The following is a 20,473-nucleotide window of genomic DNA, read 5'->3' on the forward strand; positions in this document are numbered from 1 at the left end:
TCCGCGGTAGGGAGGACTCCTCATGAAACATGGCAAAGGAAAATTCAAAGCTTCTACGATAATGACGCTGTGCACGCTTGTGACCTTTGTGCTCGTCGTTCTGGGAATCGCCGGGGCCGTCAACTGTTTCCGAAATTACGAGAATATGACGACATACGTAAACAATCTCACGAAGCTGCGCAACAGCGTTAAAGACTTTCTTTCCCTGTATTATGAACAGCGCAGCAACGTGCAGGTGTTCGCAGTCACCCTCAACCCCAAGTATAGGGCAAAATGGCTCGTGACCAACAAGGAGAGCGGCAGAGACGCGATCGCGAAGGAACTGCGGCTCATTGGCATAACTCCCGAAGAGGAGCGTATGCTCTCGGAGGTGCTGCGCCTCGTTGAGGCGACGGCGCAGGTGCAGCGTGAGGGGCTGCATGTCGACGTGAAAAGGGGGCTGGACCTCTCAAGCGCCGCGATCGTCAACGGCCAGGTTGGCGACAGCGCCGCCTATGACGAACTTACGAGGGCCGTGGGAGCCATTTTTGGCACCGATGCCTATCAGGAAGACCAGGACGCCCTTCTCGGCACCTTCAATAAACTCCAGGATTCGATAATCGCCCGCGTCCTTGATGACTGCGGGCGGGCGCAGCTCGTAATGAGGCAGTCGATCATCTTCCTGATCGCCATCCTCTGCTTCCTGCTCATGATGGTGCTTTTCGTCCATTTCGCCGTGAGAGGCAGGATCATCGCCCCCATGCAGATGCTTGAGGAGCATTTCGGGAAGATATCCAAGGGCGATCTGCACACAAAGGTCTCCCTCGCGGAGGACGGGACTGAGATCGGAGAGCTGGTGGCGGCGGCGAACAGGATGCAGGATATGTTCAGCCGTTATATCAAAGAGGTGGAGACGGTGCTCTACGAACTTTCGCAGGGCAACCTCGGACAGACGGTCAGCGATAATTTTACCGGCGACTTCGTGAAGATACGCGAATCGCTCATAGCGATACTCTCATCCTATAAAGCCAGCTTCGAGGAGATCAACAACGCGGCGTTCGAGGTCTCAAACGGTTCCGAGCAGATCGCGATGAGCTCGCAGACGCTTTCCGAGGGCGCTACCGAACAGGCCAGCACCATTCAGGAGCTTACCGCCAACGTCAACGAGGTCAGCGCGCGGATCAGCGAGACGGCGGAGAACGCCGAGGATGTGAAGAAGGCCGCCGTGGAGATGACCGAGGTCATACAAACTGGCAATCAGTCGCTTTCACAGCTTGCGGGGACGATGAAGGAGCTCAACAAATATTCGTCCGACATCTATAAGATCGTCAAGACGATAGACAATATCGCTTTCCAGACGAACATCCTCGCGCTCAACGCCTCAGTGGAGGCGGCGCGCGCCGAACAGAACGGCGCCAGCTTCTCCGTCGTCGCCGACGAAGTGCGCGCCCTCGCGGCGCAGAGCGCGAAGTCGGCTCAGGCCACGGCGCAGCTGATAGAGGATACGCTCAACGCCATCAAGACGGGCGTGGAAACAGCCGTATCGACGGAAGAGCTGCTGAGCGCCATTGTGGGACGCGCGGAAAACGTGAAGCACAGGGTCATCAAGATAACCGAGGCGATGGAATCGGATTCCGTGGCCGTGCAGCAGGCGCTGGCCAGCCTTGAACAGCTTTCGTCCATCGTGCAGGCCAATTCCGCGAACGCGGAGGAGACCGCCGCCGCTTCGGAAGAGATATCGGCGCAGGCCTCCGCGATGATGGACCTTGTCCGCAGATTCAGTTAAGCGGTTTAGGGAAAGGGCCGCGAAAGGTTGCGCAAATGCCGGAACAGAACGATTTTAACAAAGAATTTCTGGATCTTTTCATCTTTGAGACGGGTAAATACCTGGATGAGGCCGACGGTATACTGTTGACCGATGAAAAGGGAAAAGAATTTTCCGAAGAAAATATCAACGACCTTTTCCGCATCATGCACACGATAAAAAGCACCTCGGCGATGATGGGCTATGACCTGCTTTCCGCCTTCGCGCACAGGCTGGAGGACCTGTTTTCGGCCCTTCGCTCGGCGGCTGCGAGGGAGGCCGGTTTGGGAGGAAGGGTTTTCGACCTTCTGTTTGGCTCGCTGGAGGCGATGCGGGAAGAGCTGAAGCGCCAGCCCGGAAGCGAGGAGGGCGCGGAGGCTTTTGAAAGCCTGACGCTGCAGATGGCGGTGGTTCTTGACGAGATGAAAAACGGCGTCGCCGCAGCGCCGGCGCAGTCTCCGGCGACGGAGGGCGGCGAGGCCTCGGTCCGTATATTCCTGGAGCCTGGCTGCGCGATGGCAAATGTCCGCGCCTATATAATCTGTACTCAACTGCGTCAGCTATGCGCCGGGCTGAAATATTCTCCCGAAAATATGGAAAACAGCCCCGAACTCGCGGAAGAGATACTGAAAAACGGCTTTACCGTCACATTCCCGCGCGGCTGCCGTGACAGAATGCTCGAGGCCGCGCTGGCGGAGCTCTATGTCCAGAGGGCGGAGGCATGCCCCTGCGAAAAAGAGGCGGAGGCCGCCGTCAGCGCGCCGCGGCGGGAAAGGGAGCGGCCGCGTGCGGAAAACTCCGCCGTCAGCGGCAAGCCGGCCGCGAATGTGATCAACGTTTACCTCTCTAAGCTGGACAAGCTTCAGGATATCATGGGCGAACTCGTCATCGCGGAATCGATCGCCGAAAGCGCCCTGTTCTCCTGCGACGGCGTTTCCGACCAGGCCGCCGCCGCGATGTCGCGGCTGAAAAAACTTACCGACGCCATGCGTTCCGTGATCATGTCGATCCGCATGACCTCCATCTCCGACCTGTTCCATAAGATGCGCCGCGTCGCCCGCGATACGGCGCGGAAACTCGGCAAAGAGGTAGAATTCCTCGCCGAGGGAAGCGACATCGTTGCCGACAAGGGGATTCTTGACGTTTTGAGCGACGTCCTCTCACATGTCGTGCGCAACGCGATAACGCACGGCATAGAGGGCGCGGACGAGCGCCTCGCGCAGGGAAAACCGGCCGCCGGCAGGGTCACGATGACCGCTCGCAGCACCGGAAACGGAATCATCATCACCATTTCCGACGACGGGCGCGGCGTCTCCCTGAAGCGCGTGCTCGAAGCGGCGCGGGAAAAGGGAGTCGCGGTGAAGGAGGGCGTCAGCTATACCAGCGGCGAGATACTGCAGCTGCTGATGACTGCGGGCGTGACGACCAGCGAGTTCGTGGACGAATATTCCGGGCGCGGCGTCGGGCTTGACGCGCTCAACGCCGCCGTAAAAAAGATGCGCGGCACGGTGTCGATGGAGAGCGAAGAGGGCCGCGGCACAAGCTTCATCATCAGCATTCCGCAGACTCTGGCCATTATGGACTGCATAAAACTCGAGGCGACCAGGACCCTTTACATGCTGCCGGTCCCTGACGTCTACAAGATCGTGGTGCCGGAGAGAAAAAACCTTCTCGAATTGCCGGGCGGCGCGCAGAAGCTGCTCTTTCAGGGACATACGATACCGCTGCTGCGCCTCGACGGCGTCTTTGGCCTGGAAAAGAGCGGAAAAGAATTTGAGCGGGGAATAATCGTCGTCATCGAAGGCGAACACAGCGCCGCGGCGATCTACGCTGATAAACTGATGGGGCAGCAGAGGGCCGTCATAAAGCCGGTACCGGGCTTCCTGCAGTATTTTGGCGTCGAAAAGATCGGCATCTCGGGCTGCACCATACTGGGCGACGGCGGCATCAGCCTCGTTATCGACGCGGACGCGATGCTGGCCAAAGGCGAGGAGGCGCTGCTGTAATGAATGAACATTACGGAAATGAAGTCCTGATATTCTCCATAGATTCAAAGCGCTACGCTTTGGAGCTGAGGTATGTCGTCGAGACCGTCCAATCGCTGCCGGTGACGCGCGTGCCGCGGCTTCCCTCATTTATCCGCGGCATCGCCAATCTGCGCGGAAATATCATACCGGTCGTCAGGCTGGATCTGTTTTTCGACGGCGGCGGCGCGGAAAATGAGCGCGGGGAATATAAATGCCTGATCGTGCTGCGCTGCGAGGGACACCTCTTCTCGATCCTGGCGGACGACGTGCTCTGCATCGGCGACATGGGGAAAAACCTCCTTGACGACGGGATCGATCACGCGAACAGCAGCGGCTTCGAGAAATATGTCCGGGCCGAACTGACTGACGGCGACGGCGTCGTGACCGTGCTTGACGGGGAGAGGTTATTTCACGGCATGACGCGGGAAAGTGCGGGACTGCCGTAAACGCGGCCGCGTATGTTTTTGAGTAAAATTTTGAAAGGGTATCATGGATGAAAATATATAAAGGCACCGCCGCAGTCACCGCCGTCGCTATAGCGCTGATGGCGGCAGCCATCGCCAGCGTGCTGTGGTATCAGCATGATATCGTCAGGCGCGCGGAGCGGGACGCGTACCGCACGCTGCAGGGTTCCGCCGCGGAGCAGGCCCTTCTCTTCAAGACGCTGATCGACGGACAGTTCCAGATACTGAGCGTGATCGCGCAAAGCGTTTCGCCGGCGGACGATAAGAACAGCGGGCGTCTCACCGCGGACATGGAGAGGCTCGCCGGGGGGACCGGTTTTAAGCGTTTGGTGGCGATCGGCGCGGACGGCCGGGCCTGCACCAGCGACGGGCACCGGCTGGACGCCTCGTGGAGCGTCTCTCTGAAGAGCTGCCTGCGGGGAGAGCATTCGCTGGTAAAAGTCGAATCCGGCACCATCGACAATATCCCGATCTTCGTCTTCAGCGTCCCGCTGAAAGATAAAGGACGCAATGTGGGCGCGCTGCTCGGCGTATACGACGAAAGCAATTTTATAGATACGATCATTTCAAAGGCCTACGGTGAGGCGGCTTATTCTTTCATATGCGACAGCGCCGGAAAGATCATCGTCCGCAGCAGGCACGGGGCCTTTATCGGGCAAAGCCGCAGCATCTTCACTACTCTGGACAAGACAGACCTTGCCGGCACGGAGAAGATCAGGACGGTCGAGGACGACCTGAAAAACAGCCGCGCGGGCGGCCTCGCCTATGAATTTAGCGGCAGCAGGCGCTACGCCGTCTATCAGCCGCTGCACATCAACGGCTGGACTATCTTCAACGTCGTCCCGGAAGCGGCCGCCAGAGGGGCCATCGCGAACATCAGCTCGCAGGGCGTTTTTCTGGTCGTCGTGATCACGCTTATCGCCATTGCCTTTGCCGCCATCGTAGTCGTCATTGAACGGCGCGGCTACAGCCAGCTGCTGAAGAAGAACGCGCAGCTTACCGAGAGCGAAGAACGCTTCCGCGTCGTCATGGAAAACACTACCCTCTCCGTATGGGACTACGACCTTAAGACCAAAGAGATCATCCAGACGGGGCAGTCGATCGCCCTTCACGGCTTTGCCGCGGTCGTGCCCGGCGTTCCCGAGAGCCTTATCGAAAGCGGCTTTGTCCACCCTGACAGCGCCGCGGCTTTCCTCGCGCTGTATGACCGCCTTTTCAGAGGCGAAAAAAACCCTGAGGGCGTCTTTCTCGTCCGGAATGCGGCGAGGGACGGCTGGTGGTATGAGCATATACAGTACAGGACGCTCTTTGACCAGAAAGGACGGCCATACCGCGCCATCGGCATGAGCATGGACGTTACGGAAAAGCGGGAGCTTGAGCGCAGCTACCAGTTGGAGCTGCAATATCAGCAGTCGCTGGCGGACGACGTTTACCTCATGGCGGTCTTTGACGTCAGCGCCGAAAAACAGGAAAGGCTGGAGTGCAAAGACGCTATGGAATGTGAACGGCTCGCCTCGAAGCCGTTGTGCGACTTCTTTGCCGCGGAATCCAGGCGCGTGGTATCCAACCGTAAGGCCCAGGAGTTTTTTGATTCCCTCGATTACGAAAATCTTAAATTAAAGGCCGTCGCCGCTGAAAATGATTTTGAACGCGAATATCCGCGGCGGCTGCCCGACGGCAGGATCATCTGGGTAAGGTCCACGCTGCACCTTTTGGTCGATCCCGCCACGAATCATCTGATGTTATTCATCTATATGAAGGATATCGACGAACAGAGGCAGAAGGAAGAAACGCTGCTGCGCGCTGCGGAGACCGACACGCTGACGGGGCTCCTGAATCACGCGGCGACGATGAAGCATATTACCGAATCCCTTGAGAATGAGAGCCGCGACGCGATACAGGCGTTGTTCGCCATCGACCTTGACCGTTTTAAGCAGATCAACGACACCATCGGCCACCAGGCGGGAGACGAGGCGCTGCACGCCGCCGGCCGCACCATCAGAAAAACCTTCCGCGCGGGAGACGTATGCGGGCGCACCGGCGGCGATGAATTCCTGGCGCTCATGAAAAACGTCCCCTCGCTCGAGGTCGTGCGCCGGAAAGCCGAAGAGCTGCAGTTGGCGCTGCAGATACATTGTTCGGGAGGGCAGGCCGCGGTCTCTTTATCCGGCAGCACCGGCGTGGCCATCCGCCGCCCGGGCGAGAGCGTGGTATCCCTCTATGCGCGCGCCGATAAGGCTCTTTATAAGGCAAAGGCGCAGGGGCGCAACGGTTACTATATCGACGCCGAAGGCGCCGACATCAAACCGGAGAAGAGCGGCGGCCGCGCGGCTGGCGCTGACAGTTATTATTCGATACAGCTGCAGACGCTGCTGCAGTATATGGAGGGCGGGGTGCTGATCGTCGAGATAGGGGAAAGGATGCGCGCCCTCTATATCAGCCCGAGTTTCTATTCCGCTTCGGGGCTGAAGCCGGAGGACACGACTGACGGAGGGCGGGAGCTGCTGTCGATGATTCATCCCGATGATCGGGACGAATTTGAGCGCCGCCTCCGCCATGGCGCTCAGACGTATGAACATGTCGATTTTTCCTACCGCATCACCGACGCGAGGGGGACTCCCGCGTGGCGGCGTCTGCGCGCGCAGCGTATAGATTATGCGGGAAGCCCCTTCCCGGTGATGCTCATTGTGACGACCGATATCACGGAGATCAAAAAGACGGCGGCGCTCTTTGACGCCGTAATGAGATCGTCGCCGGATGGCATCGGCGTGTTCGAGCTTACGCCGGTTTTGAAGCCGGTGCTCGCCAACGCCGCCTTACTGCGGTTGGCGGGGCTCACGCGGGAGGAGTTTTTTGAAAAATCAGGGGACGAACTCCTTGAGATCGCGGCCCCGGAAGACCGCGCGCGCCTGCTGTCGGAGCTGGACGCGGCGCTGAAAAGCGGCAGGCTCGCGAAAGCGGCGTTCCATGCCGCCGCGGAGGGAGAGGACGGCCCGCGCCGAGTCAGTGCCAGCGGCGTGCGCATAGACGGCGTGGGAGAGAGCCCGCTCCTGCTCGTGATGTTCGCCGAAGCGAGCGGCGGGGAGAAAGGGCCGGAGCCTACGACGAAATAGGAAAGAGCGGTCCCAGCCCGCCAAAATCGCCCGGAGCCGCGGCCCCGGGCGATGAAATGTCTTCTATCGCATCCGCGCTACTTCATGTTTTTTATAAGCGTCTCCGCGGCCTCTGTGAGCGCCTCTTTTGTCGCCACCTGTGATTCGAGCGTCAGCACGCCCTCTTTGCCTACCTTGACGATCAGGCTGTAGCCGACGACAGGCCGGTATTCGAGCATCGCCTTATGCCCCGCGACGGTCACTTTTTCCGAAGTCTCGCCGCCCCATATCTCTCCGTTATTGCCGGAGATCTCGTTTACGTCCCAGTCTTTGGCTCCCGCACCGTCGACCCAGATCGCACGCAGGGGGGCTCCGCCGCCGGTCCGGTAGGTCCGTTCCAGCCATGTTCCTTTAAATCCCGAGAGCGCGCCGAGCTCCGTCGTGCGCAGCCTGCCGTTTTCCCACCCCGGTATCTCCGGCAGCTTTGAAGCTTCCGCCGCGAACGCCGCGGCCGCCGACAGAATTAAGAGTGACGCCATTGCAAATAAGATGGATTTTTTTAACAAAATCCGCACCTCCGTTTGAGATATCTCTGTTATTATTAAGTATATCGTTTAATGGAAAGTTTAGCGATAATGACATATAATTCCAGAGTAAAAACGCTTGAAGGGGATAGGTATTTGCATAAATTTTCGATCAGGGTATTTGGCTGCCAGATGAATTCATATGACGGAGACCGCCTTCGCACCGCGCTGCTGCACCAAAAATGGGAGGAGGTCCCCGACGGCGAGGCCGACGTCGTCATCCTCGTCACCTGCAGCATCCGTGAAAAGGCGGAGCAAAAGGTCGCCAGCGAGATCGGGCGTTATGACGCCGTTTATAAGAGAAAGAAAAGCCCGGCGGTGGCGCTCGTCGGCTGTATGGCTCAAAGGATCGGGCGCGAGATGGCGAAGAAGTTTTCCTGTGTGCGCCTTGTGTCGGGGCCGCGCCACCTGGGGCTTGTGCCGCAGGCGGTGACTGAGATCTCTTCCGGCACGCAGCCGAGGTTCTTCATGGACGACGACCCCAGGGCGCTGCTGGACCTTGAAGTGGCGCCGACGGCGCGTACCAATCCGTTTAAGGCCTATGTTACGATCACCTACGGTTGCGACCGTTTTTGTTCGTACTGCATCGTTCCCTATGTGAGGGGGCGGCTTCAGTCGCGCGCCGCGGATGATATCCTGAAGGAGACGCGGACGCTTATAGATGGCGGCGTAAAAGAGATAACGCTTCTCGGACAGAATGTCGACGCCTACGGCAAGGACCTGAACGACGGCTACGGCTTCGCCTCCCTGCTGCGGGACGCCGCGAATCAGCCCGGGTTGACGCGTCTGCGTTTCGCCACTTCGCATCCCAAAGATTTTGACGGGGATATCCTGGAGGTGATGCGGGAGCGCCCCGACATCTGCCGCGCGATCAACCTTCCCGTACAGTCCGGCAGCGACCGGATACTGCGTGAAATGAACAGGGGCTATACCTCCGGACAGTACCTTGCGCTTGTCGATAAGATCCGCGGGGCCCTGCCTGACGTAAGCCTGACGACGGATCTGATCGTCGGTTTTCCCGGAGAGACGGACGAGGATTTCCGCGCCTCCTACGATCTGCTCAGGGAGGTCAAATTTGACATCGTCCACACCGCGGCCTATTCGCCACGCGAAGGTACGAGGGCGGCGATGATGGACGGCCAGATAGACAACCGCGTCAAGGCGGCGCGGCTCAACGAGATAAACGCGCTGCAGTCGCAGATAGCCCGCACCGCCAATGAGGAATATGTCGGCGCGGAATTTGAGATCCTGGCAGACGGCCTCGCGCCGCGCGGCGAGGGGAAGATCCAGGGAAGAACGATGACCGATAAGGTAGTGATCATCCCCGGCTGCGAAGAGGACTTCGGCAAGATCATTCCCGTCAGGATTACCCGCGCCAGCCACTGGTCTCTCGAAGGAGAGAGGATCTAAGGCGATGGGCCCGCGCGGTTCGGGAAAGCTTCTCGCGATAGCCGGGGTCCTCTGTTTCATCCTCGCGTTCGTCCTCCTGGGGACTTTTAAGGGAGAGTTCGGCAAGGATACGGCCGGCAAACCTTCGGTGATGCCGGTGATGGAGGATACTATCGACGTGACTCCGGCCCCTTCGGCGGAGCGCGGCGAGCCGCGGCAGGTAAAGGCCGTTTCCGGCGGGGAAGAGGTCTCCGCCAAATGGATAGTCTATGTCACGGGCGCGGTGAAGAAGCCGGGCGTATATGAGGTGACGCCGGGAGCGCGCGTCTACGAAGCGCTGAACGCCGCCGGAGGTTTTGCCGCGAATGCCGATCAGGAGGCCGTCAATCTTGCGGCGAAGCTTGAGGACGGCGCGCAGATAAAGTTCCTGCGTAAGGGCGAACGGGCGGACCCGGAACGGAGCGCGTCGCCGCCGCCCGCCGGTTCCGCGCAGAGCGGCGTTTCCTCCTCACGGCAGTCGGAAAAGATAAACATCAACAGCGCCTCGCAGGCGGAGCTTGAGTCGATAAACGGCGTCGGCCCCAAAACCGCGCAGGCGATAATCGAGTACCGCCGCCAGAATGGCAGTTTTGCCCGTGTCGAGGATATCATGAACGTTAAGGGCATCGGCCCTAAAAAATTTGAGTCGATGAAGGGACGGATCACGGTTGGCGGCTGAAGAGCCGTTGAAGGTCGAAACCAATGCCGTTGACCGCGCCGCCGCCATAGAGGGGCCGCTCTCTGAGGCCCCTGCCTTTTTAATCCTCTTTTCCGTTTGCGCCTCGATTTTTCTTGGTACCTTTGTTCCGCCGCCGGTCGCGCTCGCGGTATCCCTGCTGCTTGCGGCGGCGCTTGTCTTTGCCTGCACTAAGAGGCCGGCGGAGGGCTGGCTTGCAGTCTTTGCCATCGTTTTTATCCTCGCGGCCCTTTTTTCGCTCTATTCCCTCTATGTCATAAATAGAAAAACCGCTTTGCCCGACACGGTCGAGACGAGCGGGCGGGTCTTGTATTCCCGGCGCTGGGGACACGGCAAGGCGCTGCTTATCGCGACGCCGTACGGAAAACTTGCGGGATATGTGCCGCAAAAAGACGCGCCGGCGGAGGGAAGCGGTGTGGCGCTGCGGGGGGCGCTTTTTGACTTTAAGCGGGCGGAGAGGCGGGGAGGCTTCGACGAGACGCTCTATTGGCGCTCCCGCGGCGCGGTGAAGAAGATCGTCTTTTTTGAAATAGGGGAGACGAGTCCCCCCGCCGGCCTCGCAAAATGGCGCGCGAAGCTCGAAGCGCTGATATATGAAAGGCTCAGGCCGCTCTCGGCCTCGTACATGGCGGCCTTTACCGTAGGCAGGAGAGATTCTCCGATAGAGGCGCTGCACAAAAGAGCCGGCACTTCGCATCTTCTCGCCGTCTCCGGCCTGCACGTATGGATGATCGCCGGGATCTTCATTCTGCTGCTGCGCGGAAACCTGACGCGCTTCTTCGTTATATCGCTCTTCGTATGGGGATACCTGCTCCTCTCCGGCCTGCCGGTCGGGGGCGTGAGGGCGGCCGTCATGATCGAACTGCTGCTTGCGGCGCTGGTGATCGGGCGTCCGCCCGCCGCCTTTAATAATGTCAGCGTGGCGGCCGTGCTTCTGCTGCTGGCTAATCCCTGGTATTTTTTTGACCTTGGCTGGCGTCTCTCCGTCGTTTGCGCCCTCTTCATCTCCGCCGTTTCTTCTCTGGAAATGGGCCCCGGCCGCGCGGTGTCTTTGCCGGTCCTCCTCTGGTTCGTGACGGCGCCGCTGGTGACGCGGGCCTTCGGCGAGGCGCCTCTTGCCGGTCTCGCGCTGAATATTATAGCGGTACCGGCCTTCGGCGTCATATTTCCGCTGGTGCTCCTGCTCTCGCTGCCGCCGCTCCTCGGGCTGCCCTTTTCCTGGGTCGCCGCGGAATCATCCGAGGCGATACTCTCCTTTTTTCAGAGAGCTCTTGAGTGGGGAACCGATCTCTTGCCGGGTGCCGTGGGGTGGGGCGTTCCGCAGTTTGCCCTTTCGGTGGCGCTTTTTGCCGCCTGCGCCGCTCTTCGCTGCGGCGCGGGGCTGAAAAGGGCCTCGATCATATCGGTTATTTTTGTACTTTTCCTATTCTATTGCCCTTCGATGTTGTAAAATATAAAAATTGACCGTATAACAGGCTGGGAGGAATGAGGATATGCTCCTCGTGTTCGACATTGGAAACACAAATACAGTTATGGGTATCTACAAAGGTGAAGAACTCATCAATAAGTGGCGTCTCACATCAAAGAAGCAGACCTCGGACGAGGTCGGTTTTATGGTCCTCGGGCTGCTGGCGGCCTCCGGGATATCCAAAGGCGATATCGACGGCGCGATATTCGGCAGCGTCGTTCCCTCCCTTGACGAGATGTTCCGCGAGGGAGTGCGCAAATACCTCGGCCTGGAATGTATAAGGGTCTCCACTAAACTTGACACCGGCCTCGAAATAAAGATGAAAAACCCGACCGGGCTCGGCGCCGACCGCTTGCTCAACGCCGTTGCCGGCATCGAAAAGTACGGAAAGCCGCTTATCGTCGTCGACCTCGGAACGACGATCACCCTTGACGTCGTCTCCCGCGAGGGGGCCTATCTCGGCGGCGTCATCGCGCCCGGAATGGAGATCGGCATGGAATCGCTCTTTTCACGGGCGGCGAAGCTGCCGCAGATAGAACTTGTCGCCCCGGAAAACTATATCGGCGGCAACACCGTCGAGGCGATACAGTCCGGCATTATTTACGGCACCGCCGGTATGGTCGACAGGATGATAAAGGGCATCTTCAAGGAGCTTGGCGGCCCCTGCCGCGTCGTCGTCACCGGCGGGCACGCGCCGATCATCGCGAAATACTCAAACCGCGTGGATACCGTGGACCAGTGGCTGACGCTTGACGGGCTGCGCATACTGTACGAGAGGAACCGCCTTGGAAAATAGCGAAGGCCGCCTTTTCTGCCCGCGGATACCGGGCTGGCCGCGCCGCGTCGGCGGCGTGGAGGCGGAAAACCCTCTCTGGCTCGCGCCGCTCGCGGGCATTACTTTCGGCTCTTTTCGCCGTTTTCACCGCGCCCTGGGAGCCGGGCTCGTCCATACGGAGATGGTGAGCGCGCTTGGGCTGAAATACAACGGGCGCAAGACGAAAGAGCTGCTTCACGGCAGCGCGGACGAAAGTCCGTGCGTGCTGCAGATCTTCGGCTCTAACGCGGATGATATACTTCGCGGCGCGGAGATCGCGCTTGAGATAAGGAGTTTTGAGGCGCTGGAGGTCAACATGGCCTGCCCGATGCCGAAGGTCACCAAGAAGGGCGGCGGTTCAAGGCTGATGGAGAACCCCAAAGAGGCGACGGCGATAATGCGCCGCCTCAAGCAGCTGAGTCTGCCCGTGTGGGCGAAGGTGCGCATAATGCCGAAGAACGCGGAAGAACCGACTTCGGATTTCTGTGAGAGGCTTTTTGACGGCGGCGCCGACTTTGTCTTCGTGCACGGGCGCACCCCCGCGCAGAGGTATGAGGGCGCGGCCTCGCGGGATTCCGTGGAGGAGGTCGCGCGTCTTTACCCGGGCAGGATCGGCGGAAGCGGCGATTGTTACCGCCCGGAGGATTTTATCGATTATATGGACAGAGGCTGCGCCGCGGTGCTGGCCGCGCGCGGGGTGCTGCGCGACGCCTTTCTGATCCCCAGGAGCCTTAAAGCGATGGGAGGGACGGTGCCGGAAGAGTTCTGCGATCCCGCTCCCGAGGCGCAGACAAAGATCCTTCTCGAACTCGGCGGCAGCATCTATAATACCGAAGGCGGGCCGCTTGCGCTGACGATAGCGCGGAGGATGCTCGGCGCCCTTTTCAAGGGGTTTGCGGGGGCCTCGCAGCTGCGGCGCGCGGGAGCGACGGCCAAAAGCTGGCCGGAGATGGAAGAACTGCTGAAAAATTGGCGGAACGCCGGCCCGGAAGAGCCGGGACTGAAGAGTGACGTGTAAGCGCCGCGGCGGCGCTTTTCCGATAAATTTAAAAATACCATACAGGAAGTGATCCAATTGGCAGAGGAACTTAAGAACAACCCCAAAGAACAGCAGAATACCACCATGCCCGAAGAGGAGATTTTTCGCCAGCGCAAGGACAAGCTTATGCGCCTGCGCGCCGAAGAGGGGTACGACCCCTTCCAGCAGGACCATTACGAGGTAAAGCAGACCCTCGGCTATGTGAGGGAGCATTACGAACACCTCAAGCCCGAGGAGTGGTCTGAGGACGAGATACAGACGGCGGGGCGCATCATCGTGCTGCGCCGCCACGGCAAGACGGCCTTCGCGACCTTTGAGGACGAGCGCGACCGCCTTCAGCTCTGCTTCCAGTTTGACGTGCTCGGCGAAAAAGACTACACATTTTTCAAGAAGTGGGTCGACGCGGGAGACTTCATCGGCCTTGTCGGCGTGCCCTTCCGTACCCAGCGCGGCGAACTGACGCTCTCGGTCAAGAAGTTCACGCTGCTCTCAAAGGCGCTGCGTCCGATGCCGGAGAAGTATCACGGACTGAAGGATATGGAGGTCCGCTACCGCCAGCGCTACGCCGACCTCATCGCCAACCCCGAGGTGCGCGAGACCTTCCGCAAACGCACGAAGATAATCCAGACCTTCCGCCGGGTGCTTGACGCGCACGGTACGCTTGAGGTGCAGACGCCGATCCTCTCGACGATCGCCGGCGGCGCGAACGCCCGCCCCTTCGTCACGCACCACAACACGCTCGACATCGACATGTACATGCGCATCGCCACGGAGCTTCATCTGAAGCGCCTCGTCGTCGGTATGCTCGGACGCGTTTACGAGATCGGCCAGCAGTTCCGCAACGAGGGCATGGACCAGCGCCACAATCCTGAATTCACCTCGATGGAGGTCTACTGGCCCTACGGAAATTACGTCGATATGATGAACCTCGCGGAAGAGCTGATCGTCGCCTGCGCTGACGAGCTTGGCGGCCGCGTGATCAACTACCAGGGAACGGAGATCGACCTCAACCCGCCCTTCCGCCGCGCGACGATGGCGGAACTCGTCAACGAACATGTCGGCATCGACTTCATGAACATCACCGACGAAGAGGCGCGCCGTCAGGCCGCGCTGCGCGGGCTGGAGATAACACCCTCCTACACGCGTTTCGACATCCTGCCGATTTTCTTTGAGGAATATGTCGAGGAAAACCTCATCCAGCCGACATTCGTCATCGGCCACCCGACCGTCATCTCGCCGCTCTCGAAGCGCAACAAAGAGAACCCCGATGTGACTGACCGCTTCGAACTTTTCATCTACGGATGGGAATTCGCCAACGCCTTCAGCGAGCTCAACGATCCTCTCGACCAGCGCGAGCGCTTCACGGATCAGGCCCGTAAAAAGGATGAGGGCGACGAGGAATCGCACCCATTCGACGAAGACTTTATCAACGCGCTGGAATACGGCCTGCCGCCGACGGGCGGCATGGGCGTGGGGATCGACCGTACCGTCATGCTGCTCACGGACTCCAAGAGCATCCGCGACGTCATCCTCTTCCCCACGATGAAGCCCAAGGATTAGAACGCCGGCGTTAGTTTTATTAAGAAAGAATTTAAACGGTAAGAACAAAAGAGGAAAAGACGGAATGAGCGATTTCGAAAATCTGAAAAAGAGAGCGGAGGAGCTGCGCGGCGAGCTTGAACGCCACGCGCGGCTCTATTACGAGCAGGACGCGCCGGAGATTTCGGATTTTCAGTATGACGGGCTCATGCGCGAACTGCAGGACATAGAAAAAGAACATCCCGAGCTGATAACGCCGGATTCCCCGACGCACAGGGTCGGCGGCGCGCCGCGCGAGGGATTTGTGAAGGTCGCCCATGCCGTCCCGATGATGAGCCTCGACAACGCCCTTGACCGCGCGGAGCTCGCCTCCTTTTACGCAAAACTCTGCGAGGCGCTCGGCGACGAAAAGGCCGAAGTCGTATGCGAGCCGAAGATCGACGGTCTCGCCGTCTCGCTCGTCTACGAGGACGGCCTCTTCGTCAGCGGTTCCACGCGAGGCGACGGGCAGATAGGCGAAGAGGTCACGGCGAACCTCCGCACGATCAGGAGCCTCCCGCTGAGGCTCGCGAAGCCTTTGCCGGGGCGTTTTGAGGTGCGCGGGGAGGTCTGCATCGACAAAAAGGGCTTCGCCGCCTTAAACGCCGCGCGCGAGGAAAAGGGCGAGAGCCTCTTCGCGAACCCGCGCAACGCGGCGGCCGGCAGCCTCCGCACGCTTGACCCGCGGGAGACGGCGCGGCGGAACCTGAAAATCTATCTCTACCAGATCATCGAACCGGAGAAATTCGGCATCTCGACACAGCGGCAGATGCTCGACGAGATCGCCGCGCTGGGGCTGCCGATGCAGGGCTCGGACCTGCTCTGTTCCTCGATGGCGGAGATATCTTCGTACCTTGACTTGTGGGAGACGAAACGCTTCGAGCACCCGATCGATACCGACGGAGTCGTCGTCAAGCTCAACAACATCGCGCTGCGCGCGGTGCTTGGCGTCACCGCGAAAGCCCCGAAATGGGCGATCGCCTTCAAGTTCCCGCCCGAAGAAAAGCTGACGCAGGTGCGCGAGATCGAGGTCGGCGTCGGGCGCACCGGCGTCCTCACGCCGACCGCGATATTCGACCCCGTGCATCTGGCGGGCACCGTGGTGCGCCGCGCTAACCTTCACAACCAGGATGAAATAGACGCGATGGACCTCCGCGTGCTGGACTATGTCTGGGTCCGCAAGGCCGGCGAGATCATCCCCGAGGTGGTGCGCGTCGAGCATGACAGACGCCCCGAGGGGACCCTGCCCTTCAAGATCCCCGACGAATGCCCCGTCTGCGGCTCGCACGCCGTGCGGCTGCCGGGCGAGTCGGCCGTCAAATGCACGAACAGCGCCTGCCCCGCGCAGGTGAAGGAGCGCATAATATACTTCGCCTCGCGTTCGGCGATGGATATTTCCGGCCTCGGAGAGAAGATAGTCGATCAGCTTGTGGAAAACGGCCTCATCCGCGATTACGCCGACATTTATGACCTTAAGGCGGAGCGGCTCGCCGCTCTGGACCGTCTCGGCGAGAAATCGGCGCAGAACCTTGTCGCCGCGATAGAAAAATCAAAGAGCCGTCCGCTCGGCGCGGTGATAAACGCGCTCGGCATCGGCAGCATCGGCGAAAAAACGGCGAACGACCTTGCCGAACGCTACCGTTCGCTGAGAAAACTTGAAAAGACGGCGCGCGAAAGCGAGCCGGAGCTTGAACTCACCGACGGCATCGGCCCGGTGATCGCCCAGTCCCTCCACGCCTGGTTTACCGAGCCGCATAACGAGCTGCTGCTCGCGCGCCTCGAGGCGGCGGGAATACGCTTTGAATCAAACGAACCGGCACGCGACCGAACGGCGTTGCCGTGGAACGGCCTTAAATTCGTGCTCACGGGCGAGCTGTCGCGGATGACGCGGGCCGAGGCCGGCGAAAAGATTAAGGCGCTCGGCGGCGCGACCGTCGAAAGCGTCAGTAAAAAGACGAGCTACGTGATCGTCGGCGAGTCGCCGGGAAGCAAATACCTCAAGGCCCAGGCGCTCGGCGTGCCGATCCTTGACGAAACGGCCTTTTTGGAGAAACTTGAAGAGGCGGAGCGGGCGATCTGAATCTTATAGAGCCGGCGCTCATGACCGGCGGCACAGATAAAAAATCCTCACTACATCAGGAGGTAACGATATGATAAAAAAGATGGAAATGGATAAGGAACGGCTGAGCGAGGTGCTGACCCTCTCGCGCATCGGCCTTCCCGAAGAACAGTATCAGGAGGTCCTTGACCGCGTCAACGACATCCTCCGCCTCTGCGACAAGATGCAGGAGCTGGCTCACGAGGACGCGGCTCCCTTTGAGTGGGACGTCAGGAAGGCCCCGGCGCGCCGCGCCGACGAGCCCGTGCGCTGGACGGGGCGCGACGTTTTTCTCGAAGAGGCCCCCGTGCGCGACGGGGACTTCTTCCGCGTGCCGCGCATCATCGCGCTTGAAGACGATGCGGAGGGGGAGGAATAAATGATGGAATTTCACAAACTTTCCGCGCGTGAGATAGCCGCCGGCGTCAGAGAAAAAAAATTCACCGCCGAAGAGGTTGCGCGCGGCGTCATCGAACGGATCAAAAAATACGATAAAAAGTACAATTCGATAGTCACGCTCTGCGAGGAACGGGCTGTCGCCGAGGCGAAAAAGATCGACGGGATGGTCGCGCGCGGGGAAGATCCCGGCGCGCTCGCCGGCGTTCCCTTCGCCGTCAAAGACAACTTCTGCACAGACGGCATCGAAACCACCTGCTGCAGCAAAATGCTCAAAGGCTGGGTGCCGCACTACGACGCCGCCGCCGTCAAAAATATGAAAGAGGCGGGAGCCGTGCTGATCGGCAAGGCCAACATGGACGAGTTCGCGATGGGCAGCACCACCGAGAGCTCCATCTTCGGCCCGACACTCAACCCGCGCGACGTCACGCGCGTGCCCGGCGGCAGCTCCGGCGGCAGCGCGGCGGCGGTCGCGGCGGGATTCGTCCCCGTGGCCCTCGGCAGCGATACCGGCGGTTCCGTGCGCCAGCCCGCCGCCTTCTGCGGCGTGCAGGGAATGAAGCCCTCCTACGGGCAGATCAGCCGCTTCGGCATCGTCGCCTACGCCTCCTCGCTCGATCAGGTCGGCCCGCTGACGAGAAACATCGGCGACATGGCCCTTCTTATGGATGTGCTCGCGAAAGAGGACCCCAACGACACCACCTGCGACGCCTATGAGCGCCCCTCCTTCACGGAAGCAGTCGCCAGCGCCTCGCTCGCCGGTAAAAAGGTAGCAGTGCTGACGGGCTTCGACAAAGATAGTATGGACAGGCCGCTTGTTGAAGCCATTGACCGTGCCGTCGCGATATGCCGCGAGGCGGGGGCTGAAATAACCGAGGCGAAACTGCCCATAACGATGGAACACACCGTCGCCTGCTACTACATGGTGGCGCTCGGCGACGCGAGCTCCAAGCTCGCCTGCTACGACGGCATGCGCTACGGCCACCACGCCGACGGCAAAAACCTCTCCGAAATGTATAAAAAGAGCCGCATGGAGGGCTTCGGAGAAGAGGTGCGCAAGCGCATCCTCGTCGGCACCTGCATACTTACCCGCGGTTACTACGAAAACTATTTCGTGCCCGCGACGAAGGTGCGCCAGCTCATTTCCAACGAATTCAAGGAGCTTTTCAAAGAGGCCGACCTCCTCATCTGCCCGATCTCCCCTGCCCTCGCCTACAAGCGCGGCCTGGGGGAAGAAGATCCCGTAAGGATGTACCTGGGCGACGTCTTTACGACCATCGCCAACCTTGCCGGACTGCCGAGCGTCAGCCTTAACCTCGGGTTCACGCCGGAGGGACTCCCGACCAACGTCCAGCTGCTTGCACCGCGTTTTGGAGACGCGGAACTTCTATCCTACGCCTCCGTCATCGAAAACAGGGCCGGCGCTCCGGCGGCGGCCGAGATCACGGAAGGGGAGTGCTAAAATGAAAAGACAGGTCGTTATCGGACTTGAAATACACCTCCAGTTAAAGACGAAGACGAAACTCTTCTGCGGCTGTTCTTCGGACTATATCGGCGCGACGCCTAACACCAACGTCTGCCCCATCTGCCTCGCGGTGCCGGGCACTCTGCCGGTCATCAACGACCACGCCGTGGACCTCGCCGTAAAAATGGGGCTGGGGCTTCACTGCGACATTCAGGATAACACGCGCTTCCACCGGAAACACTACTTTTACGCGGACCTGCCGAAGGCCTATCAGATAACGCAGTACGAGCACGCCATCGCCCAGGGCGGATACCTTGACGTCATCGTGGACGGCAAACCGAAGCGGGTGCATCTTGACCATCTGCACCTTGAAGAGGACGCCGGCAAGCTCGTGCATCCGACCGCGGACGGCCGCCTTTCGGGCGCGGCCTACTCGTTCGTCGACTACAACCGCGGCGGCATGCCGCTCTCCGAGATCGTCTCCATGCCGGACATGAACTCGCCGGCGGAGGCCATCGCCTACGTGACGCAGATACGCCAGCTCGCGCGCTACCTTGGCGCCTCAGACGGCGAAATGGAATCCGGCTCGCTGCGCGTCGACGTCAACGTCTCGCTCTCGAACCCAGACGGCTCGCTCGGCACTCGCGTCGAACTGAAAAACATCAACTCGCTCAAATCGATCGAACGCGCTCTCGAATATGAGATCGCGCGCCAGAACCGCGTCCTCGACGAAGGCGGCAGCCTCGCGCAGGAGACGCGCCTCTGGGACGACGCGGCGGGAGTCACCCGCTCCATGCGCAGCAAAGAGGGCGCGCGCGACTACCGTTACTACGTCGAAATGGACCTCGCACCGATCGACGCGAAGCCCGAATACGTCGAAAAGATCCGCGCCAGCCTGCCCGAGATGCCGTGGGACAAGCGCGACCGCTTCGTAAAGCAGTACGGCCTTTCGCTCGAAGAGAGCCAGCAGATCACCGAACAGCGTGAAATGGCCGACTACTATGAAGAGATGGTCGCCGCCGGCGCCCCGGCCATTAAAGCGGCGAACTGGGCGCGCATGGAGGTGCAGCGCCTGCTGCGCGAAGATGCTATCGACATTGCCGCCTTCCCCGTCACGGCGAAGGATCTCGGCACGCTGATCGCGAAGGTGGAGAAAAAAGAGCTCTCCAACACGCAGGCCAAAGATGTCCTCGCCGCGATGTACGGCGAAAAACTCAGCCTCGAGGCCGCGATGAAAAAATGCGGCGCGGCGGGCGGCCGCCTCACGGGCGACGCGCTCAAAGCCGTGATCGAAAAAGTATTCGCCGCCGAACCCGGGGCCGTCGAAACGATCAAGAGCGGAGCAGACAAAAAGGGAGCCAAGACAAAATTCCTCCAGGGACTCGTAATGCGCGAAACGCGCGGCAGCGCCGACCCGGCGGAAGTGGCGAAGACGCTCGCGGAGATGCTGAAATAACGCGCCAGCCAATCGTTGATGCGCTCCCCCGAAATAGATGAAAGAAAGCGGGCTGATAATTTCTGCATCGCTTTCCATATACGC

The 20,473-nt window shown here is 60.1% G+C and carries 15 protein-coding genes; 14 read left to right on the top strand and 1 reads right to left on the bottom strand.

Features of this window, described 5'->3' with window-relative positions:
- Window positions 1–22: 22 nt before the first annotated feature.
- The 4 genes from CLOEV_RS06240 to CLOEV_RS06255 are packed head-to-tail and all read left to right on the top strand — an operon-like array spanning window position 23 to window position 7,387.
- Window positions 23–1,765 (top strand): methyl-accepting chemotaxis protein, encoded by a 1,743-nt coding sequence (locus CLOEV_RS06240; protein ID WP_008711312.1) that lies wholly within the window; start codon window positions 23–25, stop codon window positions 1,763–1,765.
- Window positions 1,766–1,800: 35 nt separating this feature from the next.
- Window positions 1,801–3,789: a chemotaxis protein CheA gene (locus CLOEV_RS06245; protein WP_008711313.1), complete on the top strand. Its 1,989-nt coding sequence runs from the start codon at window positions 1,801–1,803 to the stop codon at window positions 3,787–3,789.
- On the top strand, window positions 3,789–4,256 hold the full coding sequence (locus CLOEV_RS15900; RefSeq protein WP_008711316.1) for a chemotaxis protein CheW: 468 nt from the start codon (window positions 3,789–3,791) through the stop codon (window positions 4,254–4,256). The genes CLOEV_RS06245 and CLOEV_RS15900 overlap by 1 nt, the downstream gene beginning before the upstream one ends.
- A 47-nt stretch (window positions 4,257–4,303) precedes the next feature.
- Window positions 4,304–7,387 carry a diguanylate cyclase domain-containing protein gene (locus CLOEV_RS06255; protein ID WP_008711318.1) on the top strand — a complete coding sequence of 1,028 codons (3,084 nt, stop codon included), beginning with the start codon at window positions 4,304–4,306 and terminating at the stop codon, window positions 7,385–7,387.
- A 77-nt stretch (window positions 7,388–7,464) separates the two neighbouring features.
- Here the strand turns inward: CLOEV_RS06255 and CLOEV_RS06260 are convergent, their stop codons facing one another.
- Entirely contained in the window at window positions 7,465–7,932 is a 468-nt protein-coding gene (locus CLOEV_RS06260; RefSeq protein ID WP_008711321.1) for a hypothetical protein, read from the bottom strand.
- A 114-nt stretch (window positions 7,933–8,046) separates the two neighbouring features.
- Between CLOEV_RS06260 and miaB the strand changes: the two genes are divergently transcribed.
- The 10 genes from miaB (at window position 8,047) to gatB (ending at window position 20,389) form a co-directional block, all read left to right on the top strand.
- Window positions 8,047–9,360, top strand: coding sequence for a tRNA (N6-isopentenyl adenosine(37)-C2)-methylthiotransferase MiaB (miaB, locus tag CLOEV_RS06265; RefSeq protein ID WP_034442592.1), 1,314 nt, complete (start codon window positions 8,047–8,049; stop codon window positions 9,358–9,360).
- Window positions 9,361–9,364: 4 nt separating this feature from the next.
- Window positions 9,365–10,057 (top strand): ComEA family DNA-binding protein, encoded by a 693-nt coding sequence (locus CLOEV_RS06270; RefSeq protein WP_008711324.1) that lies wholly within the window; start codon window positions 9,365–9,367, stop codon window positions 10,055–10,057.
- A complete protein-coding gene (locus CLOEV_RS06275; RefSeq protein WP_008711325.1) occupies window positions 10,047–11,525 on the top strand; it encodes a ComEC/Rec2 family competence protein in 1,479 nt (492 codons plus the stop codon). Before CLOEV_RS06270 ends, CLOEV_RS06275 begins: the two co-directional genes overlap by 11 nt.
- Window positions 11,526–11,568: 43 nt before the next feature.
- Window positions 11,569–12,339: a type III pantothenate kinase gene (locus tag CLOEV_RS06280; RefSeq protein ID WP_008711327.1), complete on the top strand. Its 771-nt coding sequence runs from the start codon at window positions 11,569–11,571 to the stop codon at window positions 12,337–12,339.
- A complete protein-coding gene (locus tag CLOEV_RS06285) occupies window positions 12,329–13,375 on the top strand; it encodes a tRNA dihydrouridine synthase (RefSeq protein WP_008711328.1) in 1,047 nt (348 codons plus the stop codon). Before CLOEV_RS06280 ends, CLOEV_RS06285 begins: the two co-directional genes overlap by 11 nt.
- Before the next feature lie 105 nt (window positions 13,376–13,480).
- Entirely contained in the window at window positions 13,481–14,956 is a 1,476-nt protein-coding gene (gene lysS, locus CLOEV_RS06290; protein ID WP_050805963.1) for a lysine--tRNA ligase, read from the top strand.
- Window positions 14,957–15,020: 64 nt separating this feature from the next.
- Window positions 15,021–17,054 (top strand): NAD-dependent DNA ligase LigA, encoded by a 2,034-nt coding sequence (gene ligA / locus CLOEV_RS06295; RefSeq protein WP_008711333.1) that lies wholly within the window; start codon window positions 15,021–15,023, stop codon window positions 17,052–17,054.
- Window positions 17,055–17,124: 70 nt separating this feature from the next.
- Window positions 17,125–17,451: an Asp-tRNA(Asn)/Glu-tRNA(Gln) amidotransferase subunit GatC gene (locus tag CLOEV_RS06300; RefSeq protein WP_008711334.1), complete on the top strand. Its 327-nt coding sequence runs from the start codon at window positions 17,125–17,127 to the stop codon at window positions 17,449–17,451.
- Window positions 17,452–18,930: an Asp-tRNA(Asn)/Glu-tRNA(Gln) amidotransferase subunit GatA gene (gene gatA / locus CLOEV_RS06305; protein WP_008711335.1), complete on the top strand. Its 1,479-nt coding sequence runs from the start codon at window positions 17,452–17,454 to the stop codon at window positions 18,928–18,930. It abuts the gene before it with no gap.
- Between the two features lies 1 nt (window position 18,931).
- Window positions 18,932–20,389 (top strand): Asp-tRNA(Asn)/Glu-tRNA(Gln) amidotransferase subunit GatB, encoded by a 1,458-nt coding sequence (gatB, locus tag CLOEV_RS06310; protein ID WP_008711336.1) that lies wholly within the window; start codon window positions 18,932–18,934, stop codon window positions 20,387–20,389.
- Window positions 20,390–20,473 lie beyond the last annotated feature (84 nt).

The sequence above is a fragment of the Cloacibacillus evryensis DSM 19522 genome, assembly GCF_000585335.1.
Taxonomy (GTDB): domain Bacteria; phylum Synergistota; class Synergistia; order Synergistales; family Synergistaceae; genus Cloacibacillus; species Cloacibacillus evryensis.